The 26,282-nt window shown below is 57.0% G+C and carries 23 protein-coding genes and 1 pseudogene; 9 read left to right on the top strand and 15 right to left on the bottom strand.

Translation table 11 applies throughout. The features are described 5' to 3' along the window. Positions 1-5: 5 nt before the first annotated feature. From BMX75_RS02975 to BMX75_RS02965, 3 genes are read right to left on the bottom strand one after another with little or no spacing between them, the layout of a single operon-like run. Positions 6-674, bottom strand: a complete 669-nt coding sequence (locus BMX75_RS02975) for an anthranilate synthase component II (protein WP_092825148.1) — start codon at positions 672-674, stop codon at positions 6-8. Further along, the gene (locus BMX75_RS02970) at positions 671-2,092 is read right to left on the bottom strand and encodes an anthranilate synthase component I family protein (protein WP_092825146.1); all 1,422 of its coding nucleotides are present in this window, start codon (positions 2,090-2,092) and stop codon (positions 671-673) included. The genes BMX75_RS02975 and BMX75_RS02970 overlap by 4 nt, the downstream gene beginning before the upstream one ends. Then, on the bottom strand, positions 2,089-2,367 hold the full coding sequence (locus BMX75_RS02965) for a Trp family transcriptional regulator (protein WP_066320066.1): 279 nt from the start codon (positions 2,365-2,367) through the stop codon (positions 2,089-2,091). The genes BMX75_RS02970 and BMX75_RS02965 overlap by 4 nt, the downstream gene beginning before the upstream one ends. Before the next feature lie 111 nt (positions 2,368-2,478). On the opposite strand from BMX75_RS02965, the gene BMX75_RS02960 reads away from it, so the two are divergent. Continuing rightward, entirely contained in the window at positions 2,479-4,383 is a 1,905-nt protein-coding gene (locus tag BMX75_RS02960) for a monovalent cation:proton antiporter-2 (CPA2) family protein (RefSeq protein WP_092825144.1), read from the top strand. Here BMX75_RS02960 and BMX75_RS02955 read toward each other — a convergent pair. The 8 genes from BMX75_RS02955 to BMX75_RS02920 all read right to left on the bottom strand — a co-directional run bounded on the left by BMX75_RS02955 (position 4,380) and on the right by BMX75_RS02920 (position 14,069). Further along, positions 4,380-4,949 carry a hypothetical protein gene (locus BMX75_RS02955; RefSeq protein WP_092825142.1) on the bottom strand — a complete coding sequence of 190 codons (570 nt, stop codon included), beginning with the start codon at positions 4,947-4,949 and terminating at the stop codon, positions 4,380-4,382. The two genes, BMX75_RS02960 and BMX75_RS02955, sit on opposite strands and share 4 nt — an antisense overlap. Positions 4,950-5,139: 190 nt before the next feature. Beyond that, positions 5,140-6,837: an AMP-binding protein gene (locus BMX75_RS02950; protein WP_092825140.1), complete on the bottom strand. Its 1,698-nt coding sequence runs from the start codon at positions 6,835-6,837 to the stop codon at positions 5,140-5,142. 59 nt (positions 6,838-6,896) lie between these two features. Next, positions 6,897-7,805, bottom strand: coding sequence for a hydroxymethylglutaryl-CoA lyase (locus BMX75_RS02945; RefSeq protein WP_092825138.1), 909 nt, complete (start codon positions 7,803-7,805; stop codon positions 6,897-6,899). An 11-nt stretch (positions 7,806-7,816) separates the two neighbouring features. Next, complete coding sequence (locus tag BMX75_RS02940) at positions 7,817-9,898, bottom strand: acetyl/propionyl/methylcrotonyl-CoA carboxylase subunit alpha (protein ID WP_092825136.1); 2,082 nt, start codon at positions 9,896-9,898, stop codon at positions 7,817-7,819. After that, complete coding sequence (locus BMX75_RS02935) at positions 9,895-10,719, bottom strand: enoyl-CoA hydratase/isomerase family protein (RefSeq protein WP_092825134.1); 825 nt, start codon at positions 10,717-10,719, stop codon at positions 9,895-9,897. Before BMX75_RS02935 ends, BMX75_RS02940 begins: the two co-directional genes overlap by 4 nt. A gap of 12 nt (positions 10,720-10,731) precedes the next feature. Further along, positions 10,732-12,339, bottom strand: a complete 1,608-nt coding sequence (locus tag BMX75_RS02930; protein ID WP_092825132.1) for a carboxyl transferase domain-containing protein — start codon at positions 12,337-12,339, stop codon at positions 10,732-10,734. Positions 12,340-12,361: 22 nt separating this feature from the next. After that, positions 12,362-13,531, bottom strand: a complete 1,170-nt coding sequence (locus BMX75_RS02925; protein ID WP_092825130.1) for an isovaleryl-CoA dehydrogenase — start codon at positions 13,529-13,531, stop codon at positions 12,362-12,364. An 88-nt stretch (positions 13,532-13,619) separates the two neighbouring features. Beyond that, positions 13,620-14,069, bottom strand: a complete 450-nt coding sequence (locus BMX75_RS02920) for a MerR family transcriptional regulator (protein ID WP_092825128.1) — start codon at positions 14,067-14,069, stop codon at positions 13,620-13,622. Positions 14,070-14,400: 331 nt separating this feature from the next. Between BMX75_RS02920 and BMX75_RS02915 the strand changes: the two genes are divergently transcribed. The 3 genes from BMX75_RS02915 to mmsB all read left to right on the top strand — a co-directional run bounded on the left by BMX75_RS02915 (position 14,401) and on the right by mmsB (position 17,723). Further along, the gene (locus BMX75_RS02915) at positions 14,401-15,555 is read left to right on the top strand and encodes an acyl-CoA dehydrogenase family protein (RefSeq protein ID WP_092825126.1); all 1,155 of its coding nucleotides are present in this window, start codon (positions 14,401-14,403) and stop codon (positions 15,553-15,555) included. A gap of 62 nt (positions 15,556-15,617) precedes the next feature. Further along, positions 15,618-16,733, top strand: a complete 1,116-nt coding sequence (locus BMX75_RS02910) for an enoyl-CoA hydratase/isomerase family protein (protein ID WP_092825124.1) — start codon at positions 15,618-15,620, stop codon at positions 16,731-16,733. An 87-nt stretch (positions 16,734-16,820) separates the two neighbouring features. Next, entirely contained in the window at positions 16,821-17,723 is a 903-nt protein-coding gene (gene mmsB, locus BMX75_RS02905; protein WP_092825122.1) for a 3-hydroxyisobutyrate dehydrogenase, read from the top strand. A gap of 33 nt (positions 17,724-17,756) precedes the next feature. On the opposite strand, the gene BMX75_RS02900 is transcribed toward mmsB, so the two are convergent. Further along, the gene (locus tag BMX75_RS02900; protein WP_092825120.1) at positions 17,757-18,206 is read right to left on the bottom strand and encodes an Lrp/AsnC family transcriptional regulator; all 450 of its coding nucleotides are present in this window, start codon (positions 18,204-18,206) and stop codon (positions 17,757-17,759) included. Between the two features lie 102 nt (positions 18,207-18,308). On the opposite strand from BMX75_RS02900, the gene BMX75_RS02895 reads away from it, so the two are divergent. Next, a complete protein-coding gene (locus BMX75_RS02895; protein ID WP_092825118.1) occupies positions 18,309-18,899 on the top strand; it encodes a LysE family translocator in 591 nt (196 codons plus the stop codon). 10 nt (positions 18,900-18,909) lie between these two features. Here the strand turns inward: BMX75_RS02895 and BMX75_RS02890 are convergent, their stop codons facing one another. After that, complete coding sequence (locus BMX75_RS02890; protein WP_092825944.1) at positions 18,910-19,842, bottom strand: ketopantoate reductase family protein; 933 nt, start codon at positions 19,840-19,842, stop codon at positions 18,910-18,912. Positions 19,843-20,116: 274 nt separating this feature from the next. Between BMX75_RS02890 and BMX75_RS02885 the strand changes: the two genes are divergently transcribed. Next, on the top strand, positions 20,117-21,808 hold the full coding sequence (locus BMX75_RS02885) for a methyl-accepting chemotaxis protein (protein WP_092825116.1): 1,692 nt from the start codon (positions 20,117-20,119) through the stop codon (positions 21,806-21,808). 101 nt (positions 21,809-21,909) lie between these two features. Here the strand turns inward: BMX75_RS02885 and BMX75_RS02880 are convergent, their stop codons facing one another. Further along, positions 21,910-22,764, bottom strand: a complete 855-nt coding sequence (locus BMX75_RS02880; protein ID WP_092825114.1) for a mechanosensitive ion channel family protein — start codon at positions 22,762-22,764, stop codon at positions 21,910-21,912. 513 nt (positions 22,765-23,277) lie between these two features. Between BMX75_RS02880 and BMX75_RS02875 the strand changes: the two genes are divergently transcribed. From BMX75_RS02875 to BMX75_RS02865, 3 genes are all read left to right on the top strand, one after another. After that, the gene (locus BMX75_RS02875) at positions 23,278-23,763 is read left to right on the top strand and encodes a hypothetical protein (protein WP_092825112.1); all 486 of its coding nucleotides are present in this window, start codon (positions 23,278-23,280) and stop codon (positions 23,761-23,763) included. 136 nt (positions 23,764-23,899) lie between these two features. Continuing rightward, positions 23,900-24,250: a hypothetical protein gene (locus tag BMX75_RS02870; protein ID WP_092825110.1), complete on the top strand. Its 351-nt coding sequence runs from the start codon at positions 23,900-23,902 to the stop codon at positions 24,248-24,250. Positions 24,251-24,527: 277 nt separating this feature from the next. Next, positions 24,528-25,028 (top strand): hypothetical protein, encoded by a 501-nt coding sequence (locus BMX75_RS02865; protein WP_092825108.1) that lies wholly within the window; start codon positions 24,528-24,530, stop codon positions 25,026-25,028. A 699-nt stretch (positions 25,029-25,727) separates the two neighbouring features. On the opposite strand, the pseudogene BMX75_RS02855 reads toward BMX75_RS02865, so the two are convergent. Beyond that, positions 25,728-26,282, bottom strand: a pseudogene (locus BMX75_RS02855) (IS5 family transposase); the annotation flags it as partial.

The following is a 26,282-nucleotide window of genomic DNA, read 5'->3' as shown; positions in this document are numbered from 1 at the left end:
CGACGTCAGGCGTCATAGGCAAACAGAAAGTTGCCAATCAACTCCTTGCCGCCCTCGGTCGCAAACGATTCCGGGTGAAACTGAATGCCGTGAATGGGGTAGTCCCGGTGTTTAACCCCCATCAATTCGAATTCGCCGACCGCCTGCCAGCGGCTACGCTGCTCAAAGCTGTCAGCCGCCAGGGCACCTACCGTCGCGGTGACTTCCAGGCATTCAGGCAGGGTCGCGGCATCAGCAATCAGCGAGTGATAGCGCATCACTTCGAGCTGGTCGGGGACGTCATTAAACACCGAGCGGTTATTATGATTGATCGGGCTGATCTTGCCGTGCATGGGTAGCGGCGCCTTGACCACCTGGCCGCCAAACACGTGCACAATGCCCTGCATGCCGAGACAAACCCCCAGCAGCGGGGTGGTTTTACCGAGCTTTTCTATCACCTCTGCACAGACGCCGAAGTAACGCGGGTCATCCGGTGAGCCGGGGCCAGGCGAGATGATAATGCGATCCGGCGCCATGGCTTCAATGGCCTTGAAGTCGATCTGGTTGTTGCGCTTAACGAGTATCTCGAAATGGGGCACCCTGCCGCGGTTTTTTTCGGTGGTCAGAATCTCACCAATGAACTGATACAGGTTATAGGTGAAGGAGTCGTAGTTATCGATGATCAGCACCTTCATGCGGGGCTCTCCGTTTCCGTGCTCATAAAGGGGGCCAAGGCCTTGCGGGTGCCGGCAAACTTGCGGCGAATCTCTTCGTACTCATCCTCGGCGTTGCTGTCATATACGTTGCCGCCGCAGGTCTGCACGTAAGCACGCTCGCCGTTCACAAATACCGTACGAATGGGGATGGCAAAGGTGCAGTCGCCGTTGAACGAGAACTGCCCCACAGCGCCGCCGTAGGGGCCCCGTCCGTCATTTTCCAGGTCGTCGATAATCTTCATCGCTTCGATCTTGGGGGCGCCGGTGAGCGTGCCCGCCGGGAAATTGCTGGCCAGGGCGCTGAACATGTCGTCACCTTCGGCGATAATGCCGACAATCTCGCTGGAGATGTGCTGGACGTGGCTGAAACGCTTGATATCCATCAGGCTGCGGACTTTTACCGTGCCAAACTGCGCCACCCGGCCGATATCATTGCGGTGCAGATCGACGATCATATTGTGCTCGGCGATCTCTTTGGGGTCATTGAGCAGTGCCCGGGCAAGCTGCGTATCTTCCTGGGGCGTTTGACCACGAGTTGTTGTGCCCGCCAGGGGGAAGGTTTCCATTTCGCCCTGGCGTAGTCGAAACAGCAGCTCCGGGCTTGCGCCAATCAGCTTCTGATCACCAAACTTGACGTAGTACATCTGCGGCGAGGGGTTAATGGTGCGTAGCTGGTCGTATAGCGCCAGGGTATCGCCCTGAATCCGGAAGCGCTTTTTAAAGCCGACCTCGCACTGGAAGACCTTGCCGTCGATGATGTCCTGTTTCACCTTGGCCACGGCCTCGGCGTGCTCTGCCTGGCTCATGGTGTCACCCAGGGCAGTGATGTGCAGCGGGCCGGGGGGCGTGTCGTCGGCGTCAATCAGCGTCTGCAGGAACTCGTAGCGGCTATTGTCGTAGTAAAAATAGATAACCTCACCGGTCATCTTGTCGAGGATCAAGCCGTCTTTATACAGCCCGAACCGGAACGTATCGAAGTCATCGCTGGCCTTGAGTGTCAGCGAGGGTTCGAAGTACTGCATGGCGTCGTAACCGAGGTAACCGCTTAACCCACCGGCATATTTACGCGAAATAATGTTCTGGGGTATCAGGCTGCGCAGCAACTCATAAGGGTTATCGCTCGGGTAGTGATTGGCATGGCCGTCGCGGTCTTCGATCGTCAGCGTGTGGCCGTTGGCGTAAAGCGTGTACTCTGGGTCAAAGCCGATGATCGAGTGGCGCGCCATATGGCTATCTTCGCCCAGCGACTCCAGCATGTAGCAGTTGGTAAACTGCCGTTCGATTTTTTGGAAGAGCGCAAAAAAATCACAGTCCGCCGCCAGCGTCACATAGTGAGGCTTGCGCGGCAGCGTAAAAGGCTGCGGGCCTTGTGCGTCTTGCTTATCGGCCGTGGTCATAGATGATCATTCCGTGAAGAAGGTCGTGAAGAGGGTAACGAGGTCAAGGCGCGTGAGCCACGGGATACCGTGGCGATCCCTACGCCCAGGGTTTCGGCAATTTTGCGATGGGGGACCCCCTCGCGCAGCAGCTTGAAAATCTGTAGGCGCTTACTGATTTCTTGATACTCTGCAGGGGTCAGCAGGCTGGCAAGCGCTTCATCCATTGCCTCTGGAGAGTCGATGGCAAGCAAGTGGCGAACCAGCTCCGCCTGATAATCATCGTTTGAAAGCATGGTTTGAAGACATCGTGTGCCACCAGGTAATAGATAATGTACTAGCGTACTAGTACGATACCGTTTGCGTCAGTGAAGTCAAGCTAGTTTAAAAAAATACAAGGAGTCTCGATGACCGCGTACTTTATCCAGGCGTTTATTTATCTTGTGGCGGCGGTGATTGCTGTTCCCCTTGCAAAACGCTATGGGCTTGGCTCGGTACTGGGCTACCTGATGGCCGGTGTGGTCATTGGCCCGATACTGGGTCTGGTGGGCCAGGAAACGACCACGATTCAGCACTTTGCCGAATTTGGTGTGGTGATGATGCTGTTTTTGGTCGGCCTGGAGCTTGATCCGAAAGGGCTCTGGGCCATGCGCGTGCGCCTGGTCGGTCTTGGCGGACTGCAGGTAGGCTTGACCACGGTGGCAGGCACAGCCATTGCCTGGTGGCTGGGGCTTACGTGGCAAACCTCGCTCGCTATCGGCTTGCTGTTCGCATTGTCCTCGACAGCGATTGTGCTGCAAACCTTGAGTGAAAAGGGCCTGGAAAAAACCGAGGGAGGCCGCAGCGCCTTCTCCGTATTGCTGTTCCAGGACATCGCGGTCATTCCCATGCTGGCGCTGATTCCCCTGCTGGCGCTGCCAGCGTTGATGGGGGCAGGGGATGATCGCGCCAGTCATGCGGGCTTAAGCCTGGTGGCGCACTTGCCCGGCTGGGCGTATGCCCTGGTGGTGGTCGCGGCGATCGGCAGCGTGATTGCCGGCGGTTACTACCTGGTACCGAAACTATTCCGTTACGTGGTGGGCTCCGGGTTGCGTGAAGTGTTCACGGCGACGGCGCTGATGCTCGTCATCGGTATCGCTGCCCTCATGAGCCTGGTGAACCTTTCCCCGGCACTGGGGGCGTTTCTGGGCGGTATCGTACTGGCCAACAGCGAATTCAAGCATGAGATCGAAGCCAATATCGATCCGTTCAAGGGGCTTCTGCTTGGCCTGTTCTTTATCACCGTCGGTGCAGGGATCGACTTTCAGGTACTGGCCTCGCAGTGGGGCACGGTGCTGGTACTTGGCGTCGTGGTAATTGCCGTCAAGGCAACCATCCTGCTCGTTTTGGCGTTGCTGTTTCGGGTGCGTGGCAGCAACGGTTGGCTGTTTACCCTGAGCCTTGCCCAGGCCGGTGAATTCGGGTTCGTGCTGTTGACCTACAGTGTGCAGAATAGCGTGATTCCCGTCGAGATTTCCCAGGTGCTGTCGCTGGTCATTGCGCTGTCGATGTTCCTGACGCCGCTGCTGTTCATCGCCTACGACCGCTTGGTGCTGCCACGCTATCGCCGGGTCAAGAACGACGGGCGCCAGCCCGATGACATCGACGAGCAGGCGCCGGTAATCGTGGCGGGCGTGGGGCGCTTCGGGCAGATCATTTGCCGCCTGCTGCGCGCCAACAACATGCCCATCGTCGCGCTCGATCACGAGCTCGAGCAGATCGAGAACCTGCGCCGAATCCGCATCAAAAGCTATTTCGGCGATGCCAGTCGCTCAGATCTACTGGAAACCGCCGGTATTGAACAGGCGCGCTTGCTGGTCGTGGCCATTGATGACCGCAAGCGTGCCGTTGATATGGTCAAGTACGTCAAGCATTACTACCCCCATGTGTGGGTGCTGGCCCGGGCATTTGACCGTGGCCATGGTTATCAATTGCGCGAGGCCGGTGCCGACGACATCGTCAGCGAAACCTACCATTCCGCGCTGGAGATGGGCGGGCATGCGCTGACGGCCATGGGGGTCCACCCGATGCGCGCCAAGCAGATGACCTGGGCATTTGTGCAGAACGAGGAGGCCCACGAGGACGAACTGTTCGATGCCTGGAAAGAGATCGAGGAAGGCATCAACTTCAGCCCTCGCTACGGCGAGCTTTTCATGAAGCTGGAAGAAGCCCTGAACAGCGCCATGCAGCAGGATTGGCCCGAGCCCCAGCGTGAGGACGTGCCGATCTGGACGCCGCCTGTGCCGACGGAAGATAGTGATGAAAAAAGTTAAAACGGCAGATGCAATGAAGCGCTGAGCATATTGAGATGATCAAGGGTGGGGTCATCGACCCGCTCGTATTCCAGGCGGCTGACGAGACGGTCGACGGTGAGGGTGGCACCAAATCCCTGCAGTAGGGCGGTGCCGCTTTCGTCGATGTCCTGCATTGGCCGGTAGCTTTCACCGCGCCACTCGGTTAGCCCTGATTTTGCGTAAACGCTGAACGCCCCCATGCGCAAGCCTGCGACCACAGCGCCACCCAGACTGAGGGTGTCCATGATCAACGGCGTCATACTTGATGAAATGGGGACTTCTTCGCTCTCGCGGTAGGCCAGTTCAGCGCCGATATCCAACTGGGGCAACTGCCATGGACTGAAACCAGCGGTTAACCGGAAGCCGCTGGTGTAACTGTCGATACTGCTCAGGTCGCTGCCTTCGAGGATGACGCCATTGTCCAGCTGCATTAACTCACTTTCGGGCAAGGCATACGACGTGGCGGGCGCGAACTCGTCAGCATGGGCGCCAGCGTAAGGCACGGCGCAAAAAAGAAGGGTGCTTGCCAAGCGTTTCATTGGCATTTTTCTTACACCTAGAAGCGTAATGAAAAGGTAGACCTAGTAAGCGTAGCAACTGGCCTTGATTTCTACCAATTTAATTGCCCTATTGACCAGGTTTTCGACCAGGTGCTTGCCCATAATGCGTCACCCGGGACGAGTGGAAAGCCATTTGATGCTCCTTCGCTAGCCGACGAGCCGCCAGCGTGTGCCGCTAGTCGTCTAACCCGAGCTCTTGAATGGAAATCTCGCGCATTTTGAATTTCTGGATCTTGCCGGTGACGGTCATCGGGAATTCATCGACGAATTTGAAGTAGCGCGGAATCTTGAAGTGGGTGATCTTGCCCCTGCAGTATTCGCGCAGTTCTTCCCCAGTGACTTCATCTGCGGTGCTGTTTAGCTTGACCCAGGCAATCAGCTCTTCGCCATACTTCTTGTCCGGCACGCCGGTCACCTGTACTTCTGAAATGGCCGGGTGGGCGTAAAGGAATTCCTCGATCTCCTTGGGATAGACGTTCTCCCCGCCGCGAATCACCATGTCCTTGATGCGACCGACGATCTGGATGTAACCCTCTTCGTCCATGGTGGCCAGGTCGCCGGTGTGCATCCAGCCTGCCTCGTCAATCGCCTCCGCGGTGGCTTTGTCGTTGTTCCAGTACTTCAACATGACGCTGTAGCCGCGAGTACACAGCTCGCCGATTTCGCCACGGGGCAGAATACCGCCGTTGCCGGGGTCAACGATTTTGGTTTCCAGATGCGGCTGGGTACGCCCCACGGTGGAAACGCGCTTATCAAGGCTGTCATCGGCACCGGTCTGGGTGGATACCGGGCTGGTTTCGGTCATGCCATAGGCGATCTGCACACCCTTCATATTCATCTTGCTGATCACCTGCTTCATGATCTCGGCGGGGCAGATGGAGCCCGCCATGATCCCGGTGCGCAGCGACGAGAGGTCGGTGCTTGCAAAGTCCGGATGGTCAAGCTCGGCGATAAACATGGTCGGCACGCCGTACAGCGCGGTGGCTTTCTGTTCGTGCACCGCCTTTAGCACGGCGCCGGGGTCAAAGCCTTCATCCGGGTAGATCATGGCCGCACCATGGGTCATGCAGCCCAGGTTGCCCATCACCATGCCAAAGCAGTGATAAAGCGGCACCGGGATCACCAGGCGATCTTCGCTGGTAAAGCCCATGCTTTCAGCAACGAAGAAGCCATTGTTGAGAATATTGTGGTGGGAGAGCGTCGCCCCTTTGGGGAAGCCCGTGGTGCCCGAGGTGTACTGAATATTGATCGGGTCGTCGAACTGGAGCGTGGCCTGCAGGTCGTCAACGTCGGTTTGGCTGACGTGGCGAGACGCTTCCATCATGTCGGCCCAACGCCACATACCGGGATGTTTATCGGCACTTAAATTAATCACGCACTCAAGCTCGGGCAGTTTTTGTGACGTCAACCGGCCTTCGTCACAGGTGTTAAGTTCTGGCGCCAGTTCATACAGCATGGCGCTGTAGTCCGAGGTTTTGAAACGGTTGGCCGTCACCAGAAAGCGGGCACCGGATTGATTCAGCGCGTACTCCAATTCATGGGTCCGGTAGGAGGGATTAATATTGACCAGGATGGCGCCAATTTTGGCAGTGGCGAATTGGGTGACGGTCCATTCGCTGCAGTTGGGCGCCCAGATGCCCACACGATCGCCTTTTTTGACGCCAATAGCCAGCAGAGCACGGGCACAGCGGTTCACTTCATCCTGGAGCTCGCGGTAGCACCAGTGAATATTCTGGTGTAATGCAATCAAGGCGTCGTTATCCGGGTACTGCGCGGCGATCTGGTCGAATTTATCGCCAATGGTCATGCCCAGCAGCGGCTTGTGGGCGGTGCTGCTGGTGTAGCTTGGAAGGGTAAGTGCAGGTGATGCCATGGTATCTCTCCAAATATTATTGTCTTGTCCGAGCGAGGGCCGCGACGGTTTGTTATTTGTTATGAGCTGGCGCGGCCTTTTGCCAGGGCGACTTTAGAGCTGGGCTTGCGGCCCAACTGGCCGGTAATCCAGTAGCCGGTATCGATCACGGCCTGCAGGTCGATGCCCGTTTCAATCCCCAGCCCTTCAAGCAGGTAGAGCACGTCTTCGGTGGCCACATTGCCGGAAGCGCCCTTGGCATAGGGGCAGCCGCCGAGCCCGGCGGTGGCGGCATCAATCACGCTGATGCCTTCTTCCATTACCGCGTAAAGATTCGCCAGCGCCATGCCGTAAGTATCGTGGAAATGAGCGGCCAGAAACTCGACGGGCACCTGCTGGCGCGTCGCCTCGATCATGCGCCTGGCGGCCATTGGCGTGCCCACACCAATGGTGTCTCCCAGTGAAATTTCGTAGCAGCCCATGTCATAAAGTGCCTTGGCTACCTCGGCCACCTTGCCAGGTGCTATCTCGCCCTCGTACGGACAGCCCAGCACGCAGGAGACGTAGCCGCGAACTCGAATGCCGACCTCACGGGCGCGTTCCAGTACCGGTTCAAAGCGCGCCAGTGACTCGGCAATCGAGCAGTTGATATTTTTTTGCGAAAACGCTTCTGACGCGGCGCCAAAGACGGCCACTTCGTCAACGCCCGTTTCCAGGGCGTTCTCCAGGCCTTTCAGGTTGGGCGTCAGTGCAGAATAGACCACGCCTGGCTGGCGCTTGATGCCGCTCATTACCTCAGCCGCATCGCCCATTTGCGGCACCCACTTGGGTGACACAAAGCTGGCCGCTTCAATATGCGTCATACCCGCCTTGGCCAGCCGCTCGATCAGGGCGATTTTGGTCCCCGTGGGCACGATGCCCCCCGGCTCGTTTTGCAGGCCGTCCCGGGGGGCCATCTCAAACAGCTTGACGGACGTCGGCAATGGCATAAGAGTGACTCCTATTCGTTGGCCGCAAAGTCGAGCAGCACAGCGCCCTGGCTGACCGTATCGCCAGCTTGAAAATGGAAAATCTCGACACTGCCATCCGTGGGCGCGGTCATGGTGTGTTCCATCTTCATGGCTTCCATGACCATCAGCGGCATGCCTTTCTCGACGGCAACACCGGGTTCCACCAGTAGCGCAACCACTGTGCCGTTCATAGGCGCGGTGAGGGTAGACTCCGCCTCGTGGTGGCCGTGGTCAATGGCATCAATACGCCGCCAGAACAGGCGGGTTTCACCGCTGGGGTCGGCCATGATCACCACGTGCCCATCCCGGCGTGCCTGCAGGCGTTGGCGGTGGCCGTTCAGGGTGACGGCGACGGCGTCGCCGGTCAGCGGCTGAAGGCTGGCGGTGAGCGTTTCATCATTGATTGTCAGGTTCCAAAGTGACTCGCCAGCGTTGCGCTTGCCCTCCACGATGACCACCGCTTCATCGCTGTCCGGTGCTTGAGCATTTGCCGGGTCACACAGGGCGATGCGTATGGTGTGGGGCGCGTTGAGGCGAAAGCCGTCGTGGCGATCCCAGGGAGAGTCGCTCTCGCATTCCTGGGCAAGCTGGTGCAGGCCAATCAGCGCGGCACTGGCATAGTCTTCCCGGCTATAGGTTCGCGGCGCGAATAGCGTGGCTTCGTTGCGTTCGATAAAGCGCGTATCCAGCTCCACGTTCTTGAAACCAGGGTGGGTCGCCAGGCGCATTAAAAAGGCACGGTTAGTGACCACCCCTTGAACGTCCAGCGCTGCAAGTGCGCGGTTAAGCGTCGCCAGCGCCGCATCGCGGTCGGGGCCGTGCACAATCAACTTGGCGAGCATGGGGTCGTAGTGCATCGATACCGCATCGCCGCTTTCCACACCGCTATCCAAGCGAACCTGATCGGCGTTCAAGCCTGCACCTTCCAGATCCAGTGCAAAGCGGGTAAGCAGGCCGGTGGCGGGTATGAAATCCTGCTCCGGGTCTTCGGCGTAGATACGTGCTTCAAAGCTATGCCCGGCAATGGTTAGCTCATTCTGATGACACGGGAGCGGTTCGCCCATGGCCACGCGTAGCTGCCACTCGACCAGATCCTGGCCGGTGATCATCTCGGTGACCGGGTGCTCGACCTGGAGGCGGGTGTTCATCTCCATAAAGTAGAAGGAACCGTCCGCATCTAACAGAAACTCCACGGTGCCTGCACCCACGTAGCCGATCTCTTTTGCGGCACGCACCGCCGCATCGCCCATGGCGCTGCGCAGTTCCGCCGTCATGCCGGGAGCGGGGGCTTCTTCGATCACCTTTTGATGACGCCGCTGAACGCTGCAGTCACGCTCGAACAGGTAAACCCCGTTGCCGTGGCGGTCGCAGAATACCTGCACTTCCACATGGCGGGGCTGCACCAGGTATTTTTCGATCAGCATGCGGTCGTCGCCGAAGGCGGCTTTGGACTCACGGCGGCAGCCGTCTAACGCGGCCTGAAAGCCATCACCCGATTCAACCACGCGCATGCCTTTGCCACCGCCACCCGCGCTGGCTTTGAGCATGACCGGGTAGCCGATTCGGTCAGCTTCACTGCGCAGTAGGGTATCGCCCTGGTCATCCCCGTGGTAGCCAGGCACCAGCGGTACACCCGCATTGGCCATGCGCGATTTGGCGGCGGATTTATCGCCCATGGCGGCAATGGCCGAGGCGGGCGGGCCCACAAAGGTAATGCCTGCTTCTTCAAGCGCCTTGACGAAACTGCCGTTTTCGGAAAGAAAGCCGTAACCCGGGTGAATCGCACCGGTGCCGGTGCGCTTGGCGGCGTCTATCACGGCCTCAATATTGAGATAGCTTTCCCGCGCAGCTGCAGGGCCTAAGCGCACGGCTTCGTCGGCTTCGCGCACGTGGCGGGCGCTGGCATCGGCGTCGGAGTAGACGGCGACGGTTTTCAGGCCCATGCGGCGTGCCGTGCGCATCACCCGGCAGGCGATTTCGCCGCGGTTGGCGACCAGCAAGGTGTCAAAAGGTGTTGTGCGAGCAGCGTTGTCCGCTTTTTCTGTTGTGTTGATAGAGGGCGAATGACTCATGAGCGACGCTCCGAAGCGTTAGATGTGTTATTGGAGTCGACCCAATCCGGGCGGCGCTTCTCAAAAAAGCTGGATAAACCCTCCTGGCCCTCCTGGCTTACCCGCAGTTGGGCGATGACCTGGCAGGTATGCTCGCGGGTGGCATCACTGTCAGGCGTTTGAGCCACCGTGGCCATCAGCGCTTTGGTGGCACGCTGGGCCTGGGGCGAGCCTGCTAACAGCGTTGCCAGCATGGTGTCCACTTCGTCGTCCAGCTTATCGTGCTCCACTACCAAGTGGACTAGACCAAGAGCGAGCGCCATTTCCGCGTCTATTACCTCGGCGGTTAGCGCATAGCGGCGCATTTGCCGCTCGCCCAGGGCGCGCTGCACATAGGGGCTGATGACGGCGGGTGAAAGGCCAATCTTGACTTCCGACAGACAGAATTTGGCGTTTCCTGATGCAATCACTACGTCACAGCAGGCGGCGAGCCCCACCGCGCCGCCAAAGGCGGCACCCTGAACGCGGCAAACCGTCGGGCAGGGCAGTGTGTCGAGACCGTGCATCAATGCGGCGAGTTTGCGGGAGTCGGCGAGGTTATCCTCCAGGTCGTAATCGACCATGCGTTTCATCCAGTTCAAATCGGCTCCGGCCGAGAAGCTCTTGCCTTCAGAACCGAGTACTACCACGCGCACATCCCCTGCGTCCGCAAGCGAATGCAGCCGACTCAAGTGATCGTTCAGCTCGGCGATCAAACTGTCGTCGAAGGCGTTATGCACCTCGGGGCGGTTCAGGGTCAGGCGCGCCACGCCGTTTTCAATCATCAGTGTTGAGTAAGCCATGGTGGTTGCCCCTTACATCCGGAACACGCCAAAGCGTGTCTCTTCGACTTCAGCATTCATCGCGGCAGCCAGTGAAAGCCCCAGTACATCGCGGGTTTGCAACGGGTCGATCACGCCGTCGTCCCACAGACGAGCGCTGGCGTAGTAGGGGTGGCCCTGGTGCTCGTATTGTTCGCGGGTGGGTTGCTTGAAGGCTTCTTCTTCCTCCGGCGTCCACTCGCGGCCTTCGCGCTCGTACTGTTCGCGCTTTACCTGGGAAAGCACGCCCGCGGCCTGTTCACCCCCCATTACGGAAATGCGCGCATTGGGCCACATGAACAGCAGGTTAGGATCATAGGCGCGGCCACACATGCCGTAGTTACCGGCGCCGAAGCTGCCGCCAATCAAGACGGTGTATTTGGGCACCTTGGCGCAGGCCACGGCGGTGACCAGCTTGGCGCCGTGCTTGGCAATACCTTCGTGCTCGTACTTGGAGCCCACCATAAAGCCGGTAATGTTCTGCAGGAAGATAAGCGGAATCTTGCGCTGGGCGCACAGCTCGATAAAGTGCGCGCCTTTCACGGCACTTTCGGAAAACAGCACGCCATTGTTGGCCACGATGCCCACCGGGTAGCCGTGAATATGGGCAAAGCCGGTAACCAGGGTGTCGCCGTAGTAACGCTTGAACTCGTCAAAGTCGGAGTCATCGACGATGCGGCCAATGACTTCCCGCACGTCATAGGGTTTTTTAAGGTCGGTGCCGACAATGCCATACAGCTCGGAAGGGTCGAGCTTGGGGGGCTTGGGCGCCTGCATGGCGAGCTGGCCGCGCTTTTGCCAGTTCAGCCGGGACACACAGGCGCGGGCCAGCTGCAGTGCATGGGCGTCGTTTTCCGCATAGTGATCGGCCACGCCGCTGACCTTGGCGTGCACGTCGGCACCGCCCAGGTCTTCAGCGCTGATGCTCTCGCCGGTGGCGGCTTTTACCAGCGGCGGGCCGCCGAGGAAAATCGTGCCCTGTTCTTTGACGATGATCGATTCATCCGCCATGGCGGGCACATAGGCGCCGCCCGCGGTACATGAGCCCATCACCACGGCAATTTGCGGGATGCCCTCGGCGGAGAGGGTCGCCTGGTTGTAGAAGATGCGCCCGAAGTGGTCACGGTCGGGGAAGACTTCATCCTGACGGGGCAGGAAGGCGCCGCCGGAATCGACCAGGTAGAGGCATGGCAGGCGATGCTTGCGGGCGATTTCCTGGGCGCGAATATGTTTTTTGACCGTCAGCGGAAAGTAAGTGCCGCCTTTCACCGTGGCGTCGTTGGCGACGATCACGCACTCGACGCCGGAAACGCGGCCAATACCGGTGACCACGCCTGCCGCCGGGATCTCGCTTTCATAAACGTGGTGGGCGGCAAGCGCTGAAAATTCGAGAAACGGTGAGCCTTCATCGATCAGATGATCGATACGGTCACGCACGAAAAGTTTGCCGCGGCTTTCGTGACGCTCCCGGGCCTTGGCGCCGCCGCCCTGGGAGATGGCTGCGGTCAGTTCACGCAGTTTGTTGACTTCACCGAGCATGGAGGCTTCGTTGGCTTGAAACACATCGCTGCGGGGATTGATTTGGCTATTCACGGTGCTCATGGCGCGGCCCTGCTGATGTTCGTTAAAGGGTTTCAGTGAAGAGTTCGCGACCGATCAGCATCCGCCGAATCTCGCTGGTACCTGCGCCAATTTCATACAGCTTGGCGTCACGCAGCAGCCGCCCGGTGGGGTACTCGTTGATATAGCCGTTGCCGCCGAGTAGCTGAATCGCATCCAGTGCTACCTGGGTGGCTTTTTCCGCGCAGTAGAGAATCACCCCGGCAGCGTCTTTGCGGGAAGTCTGGCCGCGGTCGCAGGCTCCTGCCACGGCATACAGATAGGCCCGGCAGGCGTTCAGGGTGGTGTACATATCCGCTACCTTGCCCTGCACCAGTTGGAACTCGCCAATCGACTGGTTGAACTGCTTGCGTTCGTGAATATAGGGCAGCACCACATCCATGGCGGCCTGCATGATGCCGATAGGGCCGGCCGCGAGCACGGTGCGCTCGTAATCCAGGCCGCTCATCAGCACGCGAACGCCTTTGCCCTCATCGCCCAGAATATTCTCGGCGGGCACGGCGCAGTCCTGGAACACCAGCTCGCAGGTGTTGGAGCCGCGCATGCCCAGCTTGTCGAGCTTCTGGGCGGTCGAGAAACCGGGCATGCCTTTTTCGATAATAAAGGCAGTAATGCCTTTGGAACCGGCGTCCGGGTCGGTCTTGGCGTAGACCACCAGCACATCCGCGTCCGGGCCGTTGGTGATCCACATCTTGTTGCCGTTGAGAATGTAGTGGTCGCCATCGCGTTTAGCACGCAACTGCATGGAAACCACATCAGACCCGGCGCCGGGTTCTGACATGGCAAGCGCCCCCACATGGTCGCCGCTGATCAGCTTGGGCAGGTATTTGGCTTTCTGCTCGGCAGAGGCATTGATCTTGATCTGGTTGACGCACAGGTTGGAGTGGGCGCCGTAGGAGAGCGCCACCGAGGCGCTGGTGCGGGAAATTTCTTCCATGGCGATACAGTGGGCGAGATAGCCCATACCGCTGCCACCATCTTCTTCAGAAACGGTAATCCCCAACAGCCCCATGTCGCCGAACTTCTTCCATAGGTCGTTGGGAAATTCATTGCTCTGGTCGATCTCGGCAGCGCGGGGGGCGATCTCGCTAGCGGCGAAGGCGTTGACCTGCTCGCGCAGCATATTCAGCTCGTCATCAAGGCCGAAATTGAGTTCTGAGTAGTGTGAAAACATGGTCAATCACCTGTTGTTCATTGTGTTGATAGTGATATTGAAAAGAGTGCTGGTCAGCGCGCTGGCGGTATCTAGTGCCGTTATCCGGTCAATGCGTGGTCGCGGATGAAGAGGGCGATGTTGTATCGGTTTCCATCTGCTCTTCTTCGCGTTGCTTTTGATTCAGTTCTTCCAGCGCCTGGCGGCAGCGAATTTCTGCGCTTTCGAGCTCAAGCTGGACCATGGTGATGTCTTTCATCTGCTGGTCGAGTGCCGCCCTGCGCTCGGCGATCTTGCTGAGCATTAAATTCAGCTGTTTTTTACTACCGCTGCGGGTCTCGTCCCAGAGCTCGAACAGCTCGCGGATTTCGGCGAGTGAAAAGCCAAGACGTTTACCACGAATGGTCAGCTTGAGTCGCACCCGATCCTTACTGCTGTAGACGCGGGTTTGCCCGCGGCGGGTGGGGTGAAGCAACTCCTGGTCTTCGTAGAAACGGATGCTGCGGGTGGTCAAATCAAATTCGTTGGCCAATTCACTGATCGAGTAGGTTTTGCTCATGGTGACGTTCTCTCAAAAGGGCATTGTTCCCAAGAATCATGCTTAAGGTATACCTTCTATGGAACACTGCCACTGAGGTTAAAACAAGTTTACGTTAACGTAAATAAGGTGTCGCCCTGTTTGGCGCTTAAGCCCCGACAGACTTGCGCCGATTACACCAAAGGTCGAGGGGGAGGGTGGTTGCTTATGGCAGGGTTAAAATATAAGTTAACGTAAACGTCAATTAGCGTGTTTGGCTTTTCGTCATCCACGCTTGAAGAACACAATCACAATATCGAAAGCGCCCCCTTGTGGCTTGGTATCAGGGGTCGGCTTTCAGCGGAGCGTCGCCATGAATTTCGAGCTGAGTGAAGACCAGGTTGCGTTTGCCGATATGGCGCGTGCCTTTGCCCAAAATGAGCTGGCTCCCCACGCGGCGGAATGGGACCAGGAGGCCATATTCCCCGTTGAGGTGATCCGCAAGGCGGGTGAGTTGGGCTTCTGCTCGCTCTATGCACCGGAAAGCGTCGGTGGGCTTGGGCTTTCACGGCTGGATGCCAGCATCATTTTCGAGCAGCTTTCCATGGGCTGCACCTCGACCACGGCGTATCTCACTATCCATAACATGGTCACCTGGATGCTGGCCGATTTCGGCACGCCTGACGCCATCGAGCAGTGGGGCGAAAAGCTGGCCACCGGCGAGCTATTAGGTTCTTACTGCCTGACCGAACCCAACTCAGGCTCCGACGCCGCTTCGCTCAAAACCACGGCCAAGCGCGACGGCGACGACTTCCTGCTCAACGGCAGTAAAATGTTTATTTCCGGTGCGGGCAGTACCGATGTGCTGGTGGTGATGGCACGCACGGGCGGAGAGGGCGCAGCGGGCATTTCCGCCTTCGCAGTGGATGCCAAGTCAGACGGCATCAGCTATGGCCGTAAGGAAGCCAAAATGGGCTGGAACAGCCAGCCGACCCGTACGATCACGTTCGAAGACGTTCGGGTGCCTGCCCATCAGATGCTTGGTAACGAAGGTGACGGCTTCAAGATTGCCATGAAAGGCCTGGATGGCGGCCGAATCAATATTGCCACCTGCTCGATCGGTACCTCTCAGCAGGCCATCAACGAGGCGCGGGCCTACATGCTCGAACGCAAACAGTTCGGCAAGCGCCTGGCGGACTTCCAGGCGCTTCAGTTCCGCCTGGCCGACATGGTGACCGAGCTTGTTGCCGCGCGGCAGTTGGTGCGCCTGGCCGCCACCAAGCTGGACGCGGGCGACGCGGATGCGCTTACCTACTGCGCCATGGCCAAACGCTTCGCCACCGATGTAGGCTTCAAGGTATGTGACGAAGCGCTTCAGCTGTACGGCGGCAACGGCTATATCAAGGAGTACCCGATGGAGCGCTTTGTGCGTGATACACGCGTGCATCGTATCCTTGAGGGGACCAATGAGATCATGCGTCTGATCATTTCACGCCGGGTGCTTGCAGAAGGTGCCGCTGAGCTATGAACGCTGCAAAGCCGGTCGTTGATCAAATCGTTGTAGTGGTTGCACCGAATAAGGATGGTTAGATGAGTAGCGTACTGTTTGCCGAACACCCCACCCAGGACGGCCACGTCATTGCGGAAATAACCCTCAATTCTGAGCGTTCGCTGAATGCCCTGACCCTGGAAATGATCGAGGAAATACTGCCCCGCCTGGCCGACTGGCAGGAGGACCCGCGCGTGGTCGCCGTGCTGCTTGATAGCGCCGGAGAAAAAGCCTTCTGCGCCGGTGGCGATGTGGTCAGCCTCTACAAGGCGATTAAGGGTGAGGGCGATCCCGATTTTCCGGAGCGCTTTTTCCATCAGGAGTATCGTCTGGATTACGCGCTGCATACCTACCCAAAGCCAGTGATCTGCTGGGGTAATGGCATTGTCATGGGCGGCGGTATGGGGCTGCTAAGCGGCAGTAGCCATCGAGTGGTGACAGAAACATCACGGTTGGCGATGCCCGAGGTCACCATCGGCCTTTACCCGGATGTGGGTGCCAGCTGGTTCCTTAACCGCTTGCCCAACGGCACCGGGCGTTTTCTGGCCATGACGGGCAGCCAGATCAACGCGCCGGATGCCGTTCACCTGGGCCTGGCCGACCGAGCCATTGCCAGCCACGAGCGCGATACGCTGGCGAAAAAGCTGACTCAAGCCGCCTGGGGCGAAGGGGAGAACACGGATACCCATGGGGTCGTCAACCGTATTCTGCGCGAGCTGGAGCAGGCCTCCCAGCCGGTGTTCGAAGAGCTGGAAGCCCCGGTTTATAAATTCTCACCGCTGATCCGCGAACTGATGGATCATGACACCGTTGAACAAATTGTTGCCGCTATTGCGGACGTCAAAAGTGAAGACAAGTGGTTTAGCAAAGCGCAGAAAACGCTGGCTCACGGCAGCCCGGTGTCCATCACGCTGATCGATGAACAGCTCAAGCGGGCCAAGTACATGTCGCTTGCCGAGGTGTTTCAGTCGGAACTGGCGCTTTCGGTCCAGTGTTGCCGTCACCGGGAGTTCCCCGAGGGGGTGCGTGCCCTGCTGGTGGATAAAGACGGTGAGCCTGACTGGACCTACCCCGATGTGGCCTCGGTTGAAGCGTCGTTCATCGACGAGCTTTTAACGCCGCCGTGGGCTACGAATCCGCTCCACGATCTTCGCTGACGTTTTGCAACTTACGACTTATTACACATAACTGATTACATACAACTTATTGCATATAACTTATTACATACAACAAGGACAAACGTTATGAGCACCGTCGCATTTATCGGTTTAGGCAATATGGGCGGCCCCATGGCCGCCAACCTGGTCAAGGCAGGCTTTCATGTGTGCGCCTTCGACCTTTCGGCAAGCGCGCTGGAAACGGCAAAATCCCAGGGCTGCGAAGTAGCAGATTCCGCTCAGGAGGCCGTTGCCAATGCCGACTTCGTGATTTCGATGCTGCCCGCAGGCAAGCACGTCATGGGCCTTTATGCCGAAGGTGATGCGCCCCTGTTTGACGTGATCAAGCCCAGCGCGTTGGTGATCGACTGCTCCACGATCGATGCGGATACCGCCCGAGACGTGGCGGCGCTGGGTGAGGCGAAAGGGATCGGCTTTGTCGATGCGCCGGTGTCCGGCGGTGTGGGCGGCGCCCAGGCAGGAACGCTGACGTTTATCGTGGGTGGCAGTGAGGCCCAGTTCGCACAGGCCAAGCCGGTGTTGGACGCCATGGGTAAGAACATCTTTCACGCCGGTGATCATGGCGCCGGGCAAATTGCCAAGGTATGCAACAACATGCTGCTGTCGATCCTGATGGCGGGTACCTGTGAAGCCATCAACATGGGCGTCAAAAACGGCCTGGACCCAGCGGTGCTGTCGGAAATCATGAAGCAAAGCTCCGGTGGCAACTGGGCGCTCAATGGCTATAACCCCTACCCGGGCGTAATGGAAAAGGCGCCCGCGTCGAACGACTATCAGGGTGGCTTCCAGGTCGACTTGATGATCAAGGACCTGGGCCTGGCCATGGACGTCAGCCAGCTAAGCGCCTCGCCGGTGCCCATGGGCTCCGCCGCCCGCTCATTGTTTACTTTCCACAAAGCAGGCGGTAACGGCAAGCTCGATTTCTCGAGCCTGATGCGGTTCTATCAGGACAAAGACGGTAACGCATAACGCGCAGGCAAATGATGGGCTCGTTGGCCGCCCCTAGCCGCGCTCGTCCTTGGGCGAGCCCATCACAATCAGGGTGGAAATGGCGCTGACATGAGGCTGGGTGCCCAGCACCTCGGTATGAAAGCGCTTGTAGCTGGCGAGGTCGCGGGTTTCGACGCGTAGAAGGTACTCGAACGGGCCAGCGATGTTGTGGCATTCCGCCACTTCATTGGCCACGGCCATCGCCCGCTCAAAACCCTCCTGAGCCGCCTTGGTATGTATTGCCAACCCCACCGTGACATACGCCACAAAGCCTCGCCCCATCGCCTCTGGCGCCGTGATTACCCGATACCCGAGAATGACCTCGTTTTTCTCGAGCTCCTGCACCCGGCGCAGGCATGCCGAGGCAGACAGGTTGACCCGCTTGGCAAGCTCAACGTTGCTCAGGTTTCCATCGCGTTTGAGCTCGTGCAATATTTTTCTGTCAATGGTGTCTATCTTCATATTTTATTGCGATGAGTGATCATTTAAATGGATATTAGGCGCAAAATTGCGAGTGTAAGCCCGTAAAATTCTACGCATAGTTAATCAAAAGAGACAGCGAGAATGAGCATATCGGTATTGGCTGCCTTAACGGTCTTTGCATTTGTGGCCACCGTAACCCCTGGGCCTAACAACTTGATGCTGATGGCCTCAGGCGCGAACTTCGGCTTCAGGAAAACCCTGCCCCACATGCTCGGCATTATGGTGGGCTTCAGTGTCATGGTACTGATAGTGGGGGGCGGGCTCATGTCGCTTTTCGACGCCTATCCGCTGCTGAACAAGGTGCTGCAGGTGATCTCAGTTGCCTACCTGCTCTGGTTGGCCTGGAAGGTCGCCAACGCCGCGCCGCTCAAGGCGTCGGATGAAAAAGGCACGCCCATGACATTCCTGCAGGCAGCCGCCTTTCAGTGGGTGAACCCCAAAGCCTGGGCCATGGGGCTTTCGGCCATCACCCTCTACGCGCCGGACAGAACCCTGCTCTCCGTGGTGATGGTCGCCTGCGTGTTTGCCATGGTCAGCTTCCCCGCGATTTCGATCTGGGCGTGGCTGGGCCTGATGGTACGCCAATGGCTGACCAGCCCCAGGCGTAATCGGGCGTTCAATATCACCATGGCGGTGTTGCTGGTGGGCTCGCTGTATCCGGTGCTGGGCTAGGTTTTTGTGCTTAGCGAGGGCTCAGGTAACTGGCTTCCAACGCCGCTAGCTCGGCATCAAGCGCTTGCAGCACCTCGCATGGCAACCCATGCTGCTGGGCACTTTCGATGAGTGGCCCCAAAATCGCCCCGCGCTCGGTGGGGCGGCGGGCCTCCACATCCTGAAGCATCGAGGCCTTGTTACCCGCGGTATTGTCCACCACCTGCCATACCAGCGCCCGCCACGCGTCTTCGCCGTGGCCAGCGTTTGGCGGCTGAATGCCCTCTGCCTGAAGTATCATCGCCACTTCGGTGATCACAGACGCCACGCGGCCCGAATACTCGGCACCGCGTAATTCTCCATTGTGCACGCCATGTAGCGCCACCAGCGGGTTGATGGCGGCGTTGACTGCCAGCTTCTGCCAAAGCCGCTGGCGGATATCGTCCACTGCCGTGGCATCAAATCCCGCCTGGGCCAACGTCTGCACCAGCGTTTTCGCCAGGGCAGGGTGCCGGTTATGCAAATCGCCGATAAAGGTGTGCCCGCGCCCCGCATGCACCACCTCAGCATCGCCGCTCAGATAAGCACCTTGAGTCGTGGTGGCATTTAGCACAGGGCCCGGCCACGCCTGGGTAATCCGCGGCTGGGCCAAAAAGCCGTTTTGCCAGAGCACCAGCGGGGTCGTCGAGGGGATGAAATTCGAGATGCTTTCAAGCGCCGCTTCAGCGGCCATGGCCTTGGTGGTGATATGCACAAACCCAGGCGCAGGCAGGCCTTCAGAGGCCAGTTGATCAACGGTAAGCGCGTTTAAACGCTGAAGGCGCCGCTCGCCTTCCGGCGTGGTCAGCCATTGCGGCTCAGCCAGCGCCCGGCGGCCAACCAGGGTAACGTCACCTATGGGCGAGAGCGAATGGGCCAACAGGCGGCCAATGGCGCCAGGGCCGAGTATCCAGTGGGGAGTCATCATCGAGACAGCATCTGCAGCGAGTATGGCGACAAGCTTACCGTGTTCATTACCCAGAGTTGAAGGCCGGTAGGTCCGGGGTGACTGTCATCGTTAATTGACACAGGTCAATATTGTCAGAAATGGCGTCTTTTTTAACTCAATTTTATTCACCTGGCGCCGATATTCTCTCTAACCTCGCATAAACCAGTATTTTAAATACTTTTTTTACGAGGTGCCCTCCCATTGGCTGGATGCATTCACCTTGAATGGCTCCCTCTCGTAGAGAACGAAGATGCATAACCTATTGAAAAAATTAACCGTCAAGGCGAGCCTGACGGTCGTGCTAGGCCTGTTTACTACCTTGATTCTGGTCGTGGCGGGGCTTGGCTACAAAACCAGCATGCTGGGCGCTGGTTCGATTGATGAGCTCAACCGCATCAATGTCCAACAGCTGAATTCTTTGAATCGGGCGCAGGTGAATATTGCCGATACACAGCTGTTTTTTATGAACCACCTCGATGCTTTGAACGAGGGAGATCAGGCGCTCGCAGAACGCTATCTTGACCAGGCAGGGAAGACCCTCCAGATGGCCCAGCAGCGTTTTAATGCGTTTTTGTCTGTGCCCAAGACAGAAACAGGCAAGCCTTACGCAGACGCGATCGAGACCGCTTTTACTCAATTGCTCTCGCGAGGCCTGATACCTCAGTACGAAGCACTAAACCGCAATGATGAACGGGCCTATCGAGCGGCCAAGCGCGAAGGCGACCAGCTCAATCTTGCCTATATCGAAACCAATGAAGCCTTTATCGACTATGCCACAGCACGCGGCCGTGAGCTGATGGCAGGCTACGAGTCAACCATGACGACGTCAGAGTACGTAGGGATCGGCGCATTGTTGCTGGTCATCCTGAGTGTCGTTCTGGTGCGCATCGGTATGATGCGCGTGGTCATTCGCCCCCTTCAGGAAGCCGTTCACCACTTTGAGCGCATTGCCCAGGGCGATTTATCGCACAAGATCGCGGATCGTGGCCGGAACGAAATCGGCCAACTGTTCGCAGCCATGCAGTATATGCAGTCAGGACTTTCTCAAACGGTATCGAGCGTGCGTGACAGCAGTGGCTCGATTCATATTGGGGCGCGGGAAATTTCAATGGGCAACGCCGACCTCTCATCACGCACGGAGCAGCAAGCCGCCTCGCTGGAAGAAACCGCTGCCAGCATGGAACAGCTCACCGCAACGGTGAAGCAAAATTCAGACAATGCCCGTCAGGGTAGCAAGCTTGCGAGCGATGCCTCTGCCACCGCCGCGCGGGGTGGTGACGCGGTTGGCCAAGTCGTCGACACGATGCATAGCATCTCGGAAAGCTCCAGGAAGATCAGCGAAATCATCGGCGTGATCGACTCGATTGCCTTCCAGACCAATATTCTGGCCCTAAATGCGTCAGTCGAGGCAGCGCGTGCGGGTGAGCAAGGCCGCGGCTTTGCCGTTGTTGCCACGGAAGTGCGCAATCTTGCCAGCCGCAGCGCCGATGCCGCCAAGCAGATAAGAGGCCTCATTGAAACATCGGCAGGCCAGGTGCATCAGGGGTCTACCCTGGTGGAAGGAGCCGGTAAGACAATGGAAGAGATCATGGCGTCCGTTAAGCGCGTTGCCGACATCATGGATGAAATTTCGGCGGCATCCACAGAGCAAAGCGATGGCATCGAACAGGTGAACCAGGCCGTTTCACAGATGGATGAGGTAACGCAACAAAACGCCGCCTTGGTTCAGGAAGCCGCGACCGCCGCTGCGTCCCTGGAAGACCAGGCCGCCCAGCTTGAAACAGCGGTGGCTATCTTCAAGCTGCAGGGTGGCGTGGCCTCTCCAGCGCTGCCGCTTCGCAAACCGGCGGCAAGAGCAATCGCCAGCAATCCGGCGCGCCCTTCACTTGGCCAGCCTGCCAGCACCAAAAAAGTAGCAGAACTGGAGTGGGAAGAATTTTAAGTCATCGATTTGGATGAGGGCGCCTCATCGCCTGGTAATAGTAATAGGGCTACTGCCGGAGTGGCCCGCTGCCAGCGTTTCTAGCAGGCTCGTGTAGCTGGTTATGCCGGGGCCGAGGCGTTCGCTGTCGCGCGCAAATGCCAATAGCGGCGCAGTACGGCGTCGTTGATGGCGCGTTCCATTTCAAAGGCGCTTGGCGTGGGGCAGAAAAGCGTGACGCCAATCCGCTGCTTGCCAATGTCCGTGGTCGTCAGGGTCACGCGGGGTTGGGGGTCGGCGATGTCGACGCCGCTGCGTTTTCTGATGACCTCGCTGTAGCGTTGGGCCAATTCGGAATGCGGCGCATGCAGGGAGGCCACTTCGTCTTCAAGAGCCGACAGTTCTGATCGCATGTCCACGTCGGCCTCTAACACCACGCAGACGTCGAGATACACCCACTTCTTGAAGAAGTTCTGGTTCTGAACCGGGGTGGTCAGGAACACGCTGTTGGGCACCACGATGGTCTTGCCGGAGTATTCAAAACGGCCCACGGCGCCGCCAATTTCCTGCAGAGTCGTCGCCAGCATGGTCTCGTCGACCACCTGACCGCGCAGGCTGCCGATTTCGACCCAGTCACCAATCTCGAACGGCTGGTTGACGATACGCAGCACGGTGCCCGAAAGGCACAGAATCAGCTCCTTGGTTGCGATAACCAAGGCCACGGCAAAAGCGGTGATGGAAAGCGCAAAGGCATGCAGGGAAGGCAGCCAGATCAACGCCAGGCCGAGTAGCGTCAGGATGACGGCCACATTGCGGATACGGGCCAGCCACGCACGCCGGTAATCGGACAGAATCTCTTGGCGCCCGCGAATGACACGCACGGCAAGGATACGCAGCGTTATGAGAATCGCCACGAGTGCAATCGAGCTCACCAGCCGGTTGCTCAACAGCTCCAACCAGAAGGAATCCTCAGGCATGATGGTTTGGCGCTCCTCTTGCAGATATTCGGCAAATCACGATCTTGGCACAGTGATGCAATGCCGTCGATCAGCGGCGAGCGCCACCTTCCACGGAAAGCATGGGCGACGCGTGTGCCGCCTTTAAAGCCAACTGGTCCGGGATACACTGATTAGCAAGGTATTTTGCGGCAGCGTTGAAGGTGAAAATCCCGTGATGTAGAGCGGATCATGCGATCAAGTGCTAAGGTGGTTGAAGAAATAGCCGCTCACTATGCCGCTGGCGTGCAGGATATTGGGCGCGCATGAATAGGGGGCTTTGGTCGGCTATCGACCCTGAGCGGACATGCCGGGAAATGCAGCAGGCACGCGAATTTTGATTATACGGCCTAATGGAAATTAATAGACCAAAGAATCATAGCCTTGGGAGGGCCTGGCAAGCTGCATTTGCCGGAAAAAAGTGCCAGCTCGTTCATTCCATCATAAAACGCGCCGTCTAATACGCTGTTAGGCTTTCAAATTAAGGAGATGCAAATGGCGACGGTGCCATCAAAAGAAGACACAGCACATGTGATCCTAGAAATATTTGTCGAGCACTTTAAGTCCCGCCCGGGTCATGTCCTGCGTATCAATAACTTCACCTCAATTTGGCATTCTCGTGGGCTGGCTTCAGAGGACTTTAATGTGGGGATGGACTATGCCGTTTCCCAAGGTTGGGTGGATGCAATGCCGTCCGGTGATTCATATAAACTAACTGAAACGGGGTACTCCAGAATGGCGACATTACCAACACCCGAAGAAACTGCTCGTGAAATACTAGAAATATTCGTCGGCCACTTCAATTCACGGCCTGGGCATGTCCTACGTATAAACAACTTTACTGCGGTTTGGCATTCTCGTGGATTGGCTTCAGAGGACTTTAAGCCGGGAATGGAGTATGCCGTTGCGCAAGGTTGGGTGGATGTTCAGTCAGATGGTGACGCATTCAAGCTCACTGACGCTGGGTTTGCAGAAGCCTAACAAATTGCTGCACACGGATAAATTACTCGCTGCGCTCCTAATTTACCGGTGAGCAAAGCGTTCTGTGTAGGTAACGATGACTGAAACATACGATAAGCTTATATCCAACTCGGATTTTACAAGGTGCTTAGGTGAAATGGTCTTGGCCGTTGGACGTCTTGAAGGAGTCCTTGTTGATTTTCTGAATGAGAAAGGAGTTCAGGTCGGAGAAAAAATCCCACTGGGTGGACTTATTAAAAAATTGGAGTCATCAGGAAACTTAACCGATACGGTGAGCTACCACTTACATTTCCTGTTAAGTCAACGAAACTATTTTATACATCGAATTACTAGGCTGATGCACGGATATGAGATTGAAAATAGTGAAATGGAGTCTTTTAGAAATAGAGTTCAAAGCCTTCGTGAAGAGACGGAGCTTTTTGCCTCCATGTTCATGAAGACCCAGACTACCAAAAACACAGAACAAGGCGCTCCAGCCGACCGCTGAAGCGGCGGCTGAGCTTAGGCGTTATATGTAAATGTTGGACTACCGCACTGGATAAATTATGATAACAAATTGGTCTTTCTGGGCAGTTGTGGTATCAGCAATTGCAATAGTACTTTCACAGCTACCACCTGTCCGCCTTTGGTTTAGGCGGCCGAGGCTAGATCTCGAGCTCTATTCTAGGGTTTTTCTGACCCATAAGATCGGAAATCCTAATGTTCAAGCTCACATTATTGTGTCAAACATCGGTGGAAGGACTGTTCGCATAAGGTCGATGTCTATGCGTTTCACCAGAAATAATACTCATGTATTTACGCTTCCTGTTCAAAACTATCTTCAAAAGCCGACTGACAAGGATTCCGTGTTATTCACCCCATTCTTCTTGCGCCCAGACGAAGACTGGTCCCATATAGCTAATTTCCTGAATTTTTTTGATCGAGATGATGAGAAAAGGTACCGGGATATGGAGTCGGAGCTGCGGCAAGATATTATGGAGAAGAGAAGGCGAAACCCAGATGCATTGGCCGAGGCGGATGATGTGAACGTTCATCCGATAAAGGAATTCTTTAATGAAAAATTCAGTTGGAGCCCTGGGGAATATAAGATGACAGTGGCAATAGATGGAGACAAGGTAACTATAGAAAAATCATATAGGTTTACAATATTTGAATCAGAATCCGATGAATTAAAAGCTCACGTTGATGATTACAAATTTGGTGCTCGTGTTTATTGGGAGCCAACAGGTGGTCCTGCAACGGGCATATTTGTGCAAATCCACTAAGAAAACACATAATTTTTGCGTAATATGGTTACGGATCGATGAAAAATGGATTCTTTGAGCTTAGTGGCCCTTTTGACCTGTTCCGGAAATGCCGATCTGATTTTGTCGATTTTGAGAACGAGCCCAACCATTACACTCTGTTCAATTTAGTGACGTCACTGTCGCATCTCCGGGATTGGATTTGGCCATTTGGGCACAAAGGATACACGATGGCTACTGACGCAGAGCATGAGGAAGTGGAGTTGCATCGATTGCTCCACAATGATCCCAATTACAATCTGGTACGTGAACTTTGTAACTCCGCGAAACACTATCGATCCAATATGGACGCGAAGGTAGTTCGAGGGAGTAATGTGGCATTGACGAGGGTTGGTGACTCCCTTAATCATACCTATTTTGTTGTTGGCGGGCGTGATGTACGTGACTATCTTTATCCGCTCATGCGTCAATATCAACTCTATTTTGAGCGGAAAGGGTACATCTTATAACCATTGGCTTGAAACGACGCTGGCACAAGTGGCGGCCTGCGATTCATTGTCGGGAGGGCGCGCCTCAGCCAGCCGTTAAAGCGCTATGTTAGTGAAACATAAAAGACCGCTCTTGGCCGATAGCGACGGCCTGACATCGGCCGTCGTTTGTCCATATCAAACTTCTGTCACTTAGCCATCGTGGCTTCTCGAAGCTGAGTCGAATGACGCTCTAGGTTCTGTCTGAAAAGTCGGCTCTCATGCATTGCTGGATACAAGCCAGGGTCACCATGGCCCTGAAGCTACTGGCCAGCTTGTCATAGCGGGTATTTAGCCGACGCTTTTCTTTCAACCAACCGAATAGGCGTTCTACCACATTGCGCTGACGGTATTTCGGCCGGTCGAACTGATGCGGCAGGCCAGGACGCGGGCGCCTATGCATGCGACGTCTGGGGATGATGGGCCGCATGCCGTAACGCGTGCAGTAGCGTCGAAGCTCATCACTATCGTAGCCCTTGTCAGCCACGACATAACGACTGCGTTTGCGAGGCCTACCGGAACGCCCTGGTAGTCGAACCTTCTCCAGCAACTCGATGAAATGGGTTGAATCGGCACGCTGGCCTGCTGAGAGGGAAAAGGTAAGTGGAAAACCCTGGCTATCGCACAGTAAGTGTATCTTGGTGGTCAGGCCACCACGACTGCGGCCGAGAGCATGATCGGGCGGTTCTATCGATCCCCCTTTTTACCGGCACCGCTGGCTGATCGTGTTGCTCTGATGGAGGTCGAA

The organism is Vreelandella subterranea (assembly GCF_900111305.1).
GTDB classification, from domain to species: Bacteria; Pseudomonadota; Gammaproteobacteria; order Pseudomonadales; family Halomonadaceae; genus Vreelandella; species Vreelandella subterranea.
The sequence above is the reverse complement of the archived record's forward strand: the minus strand, read 5'-3'. Positions and strand labels throughout refer to the sequence as shown.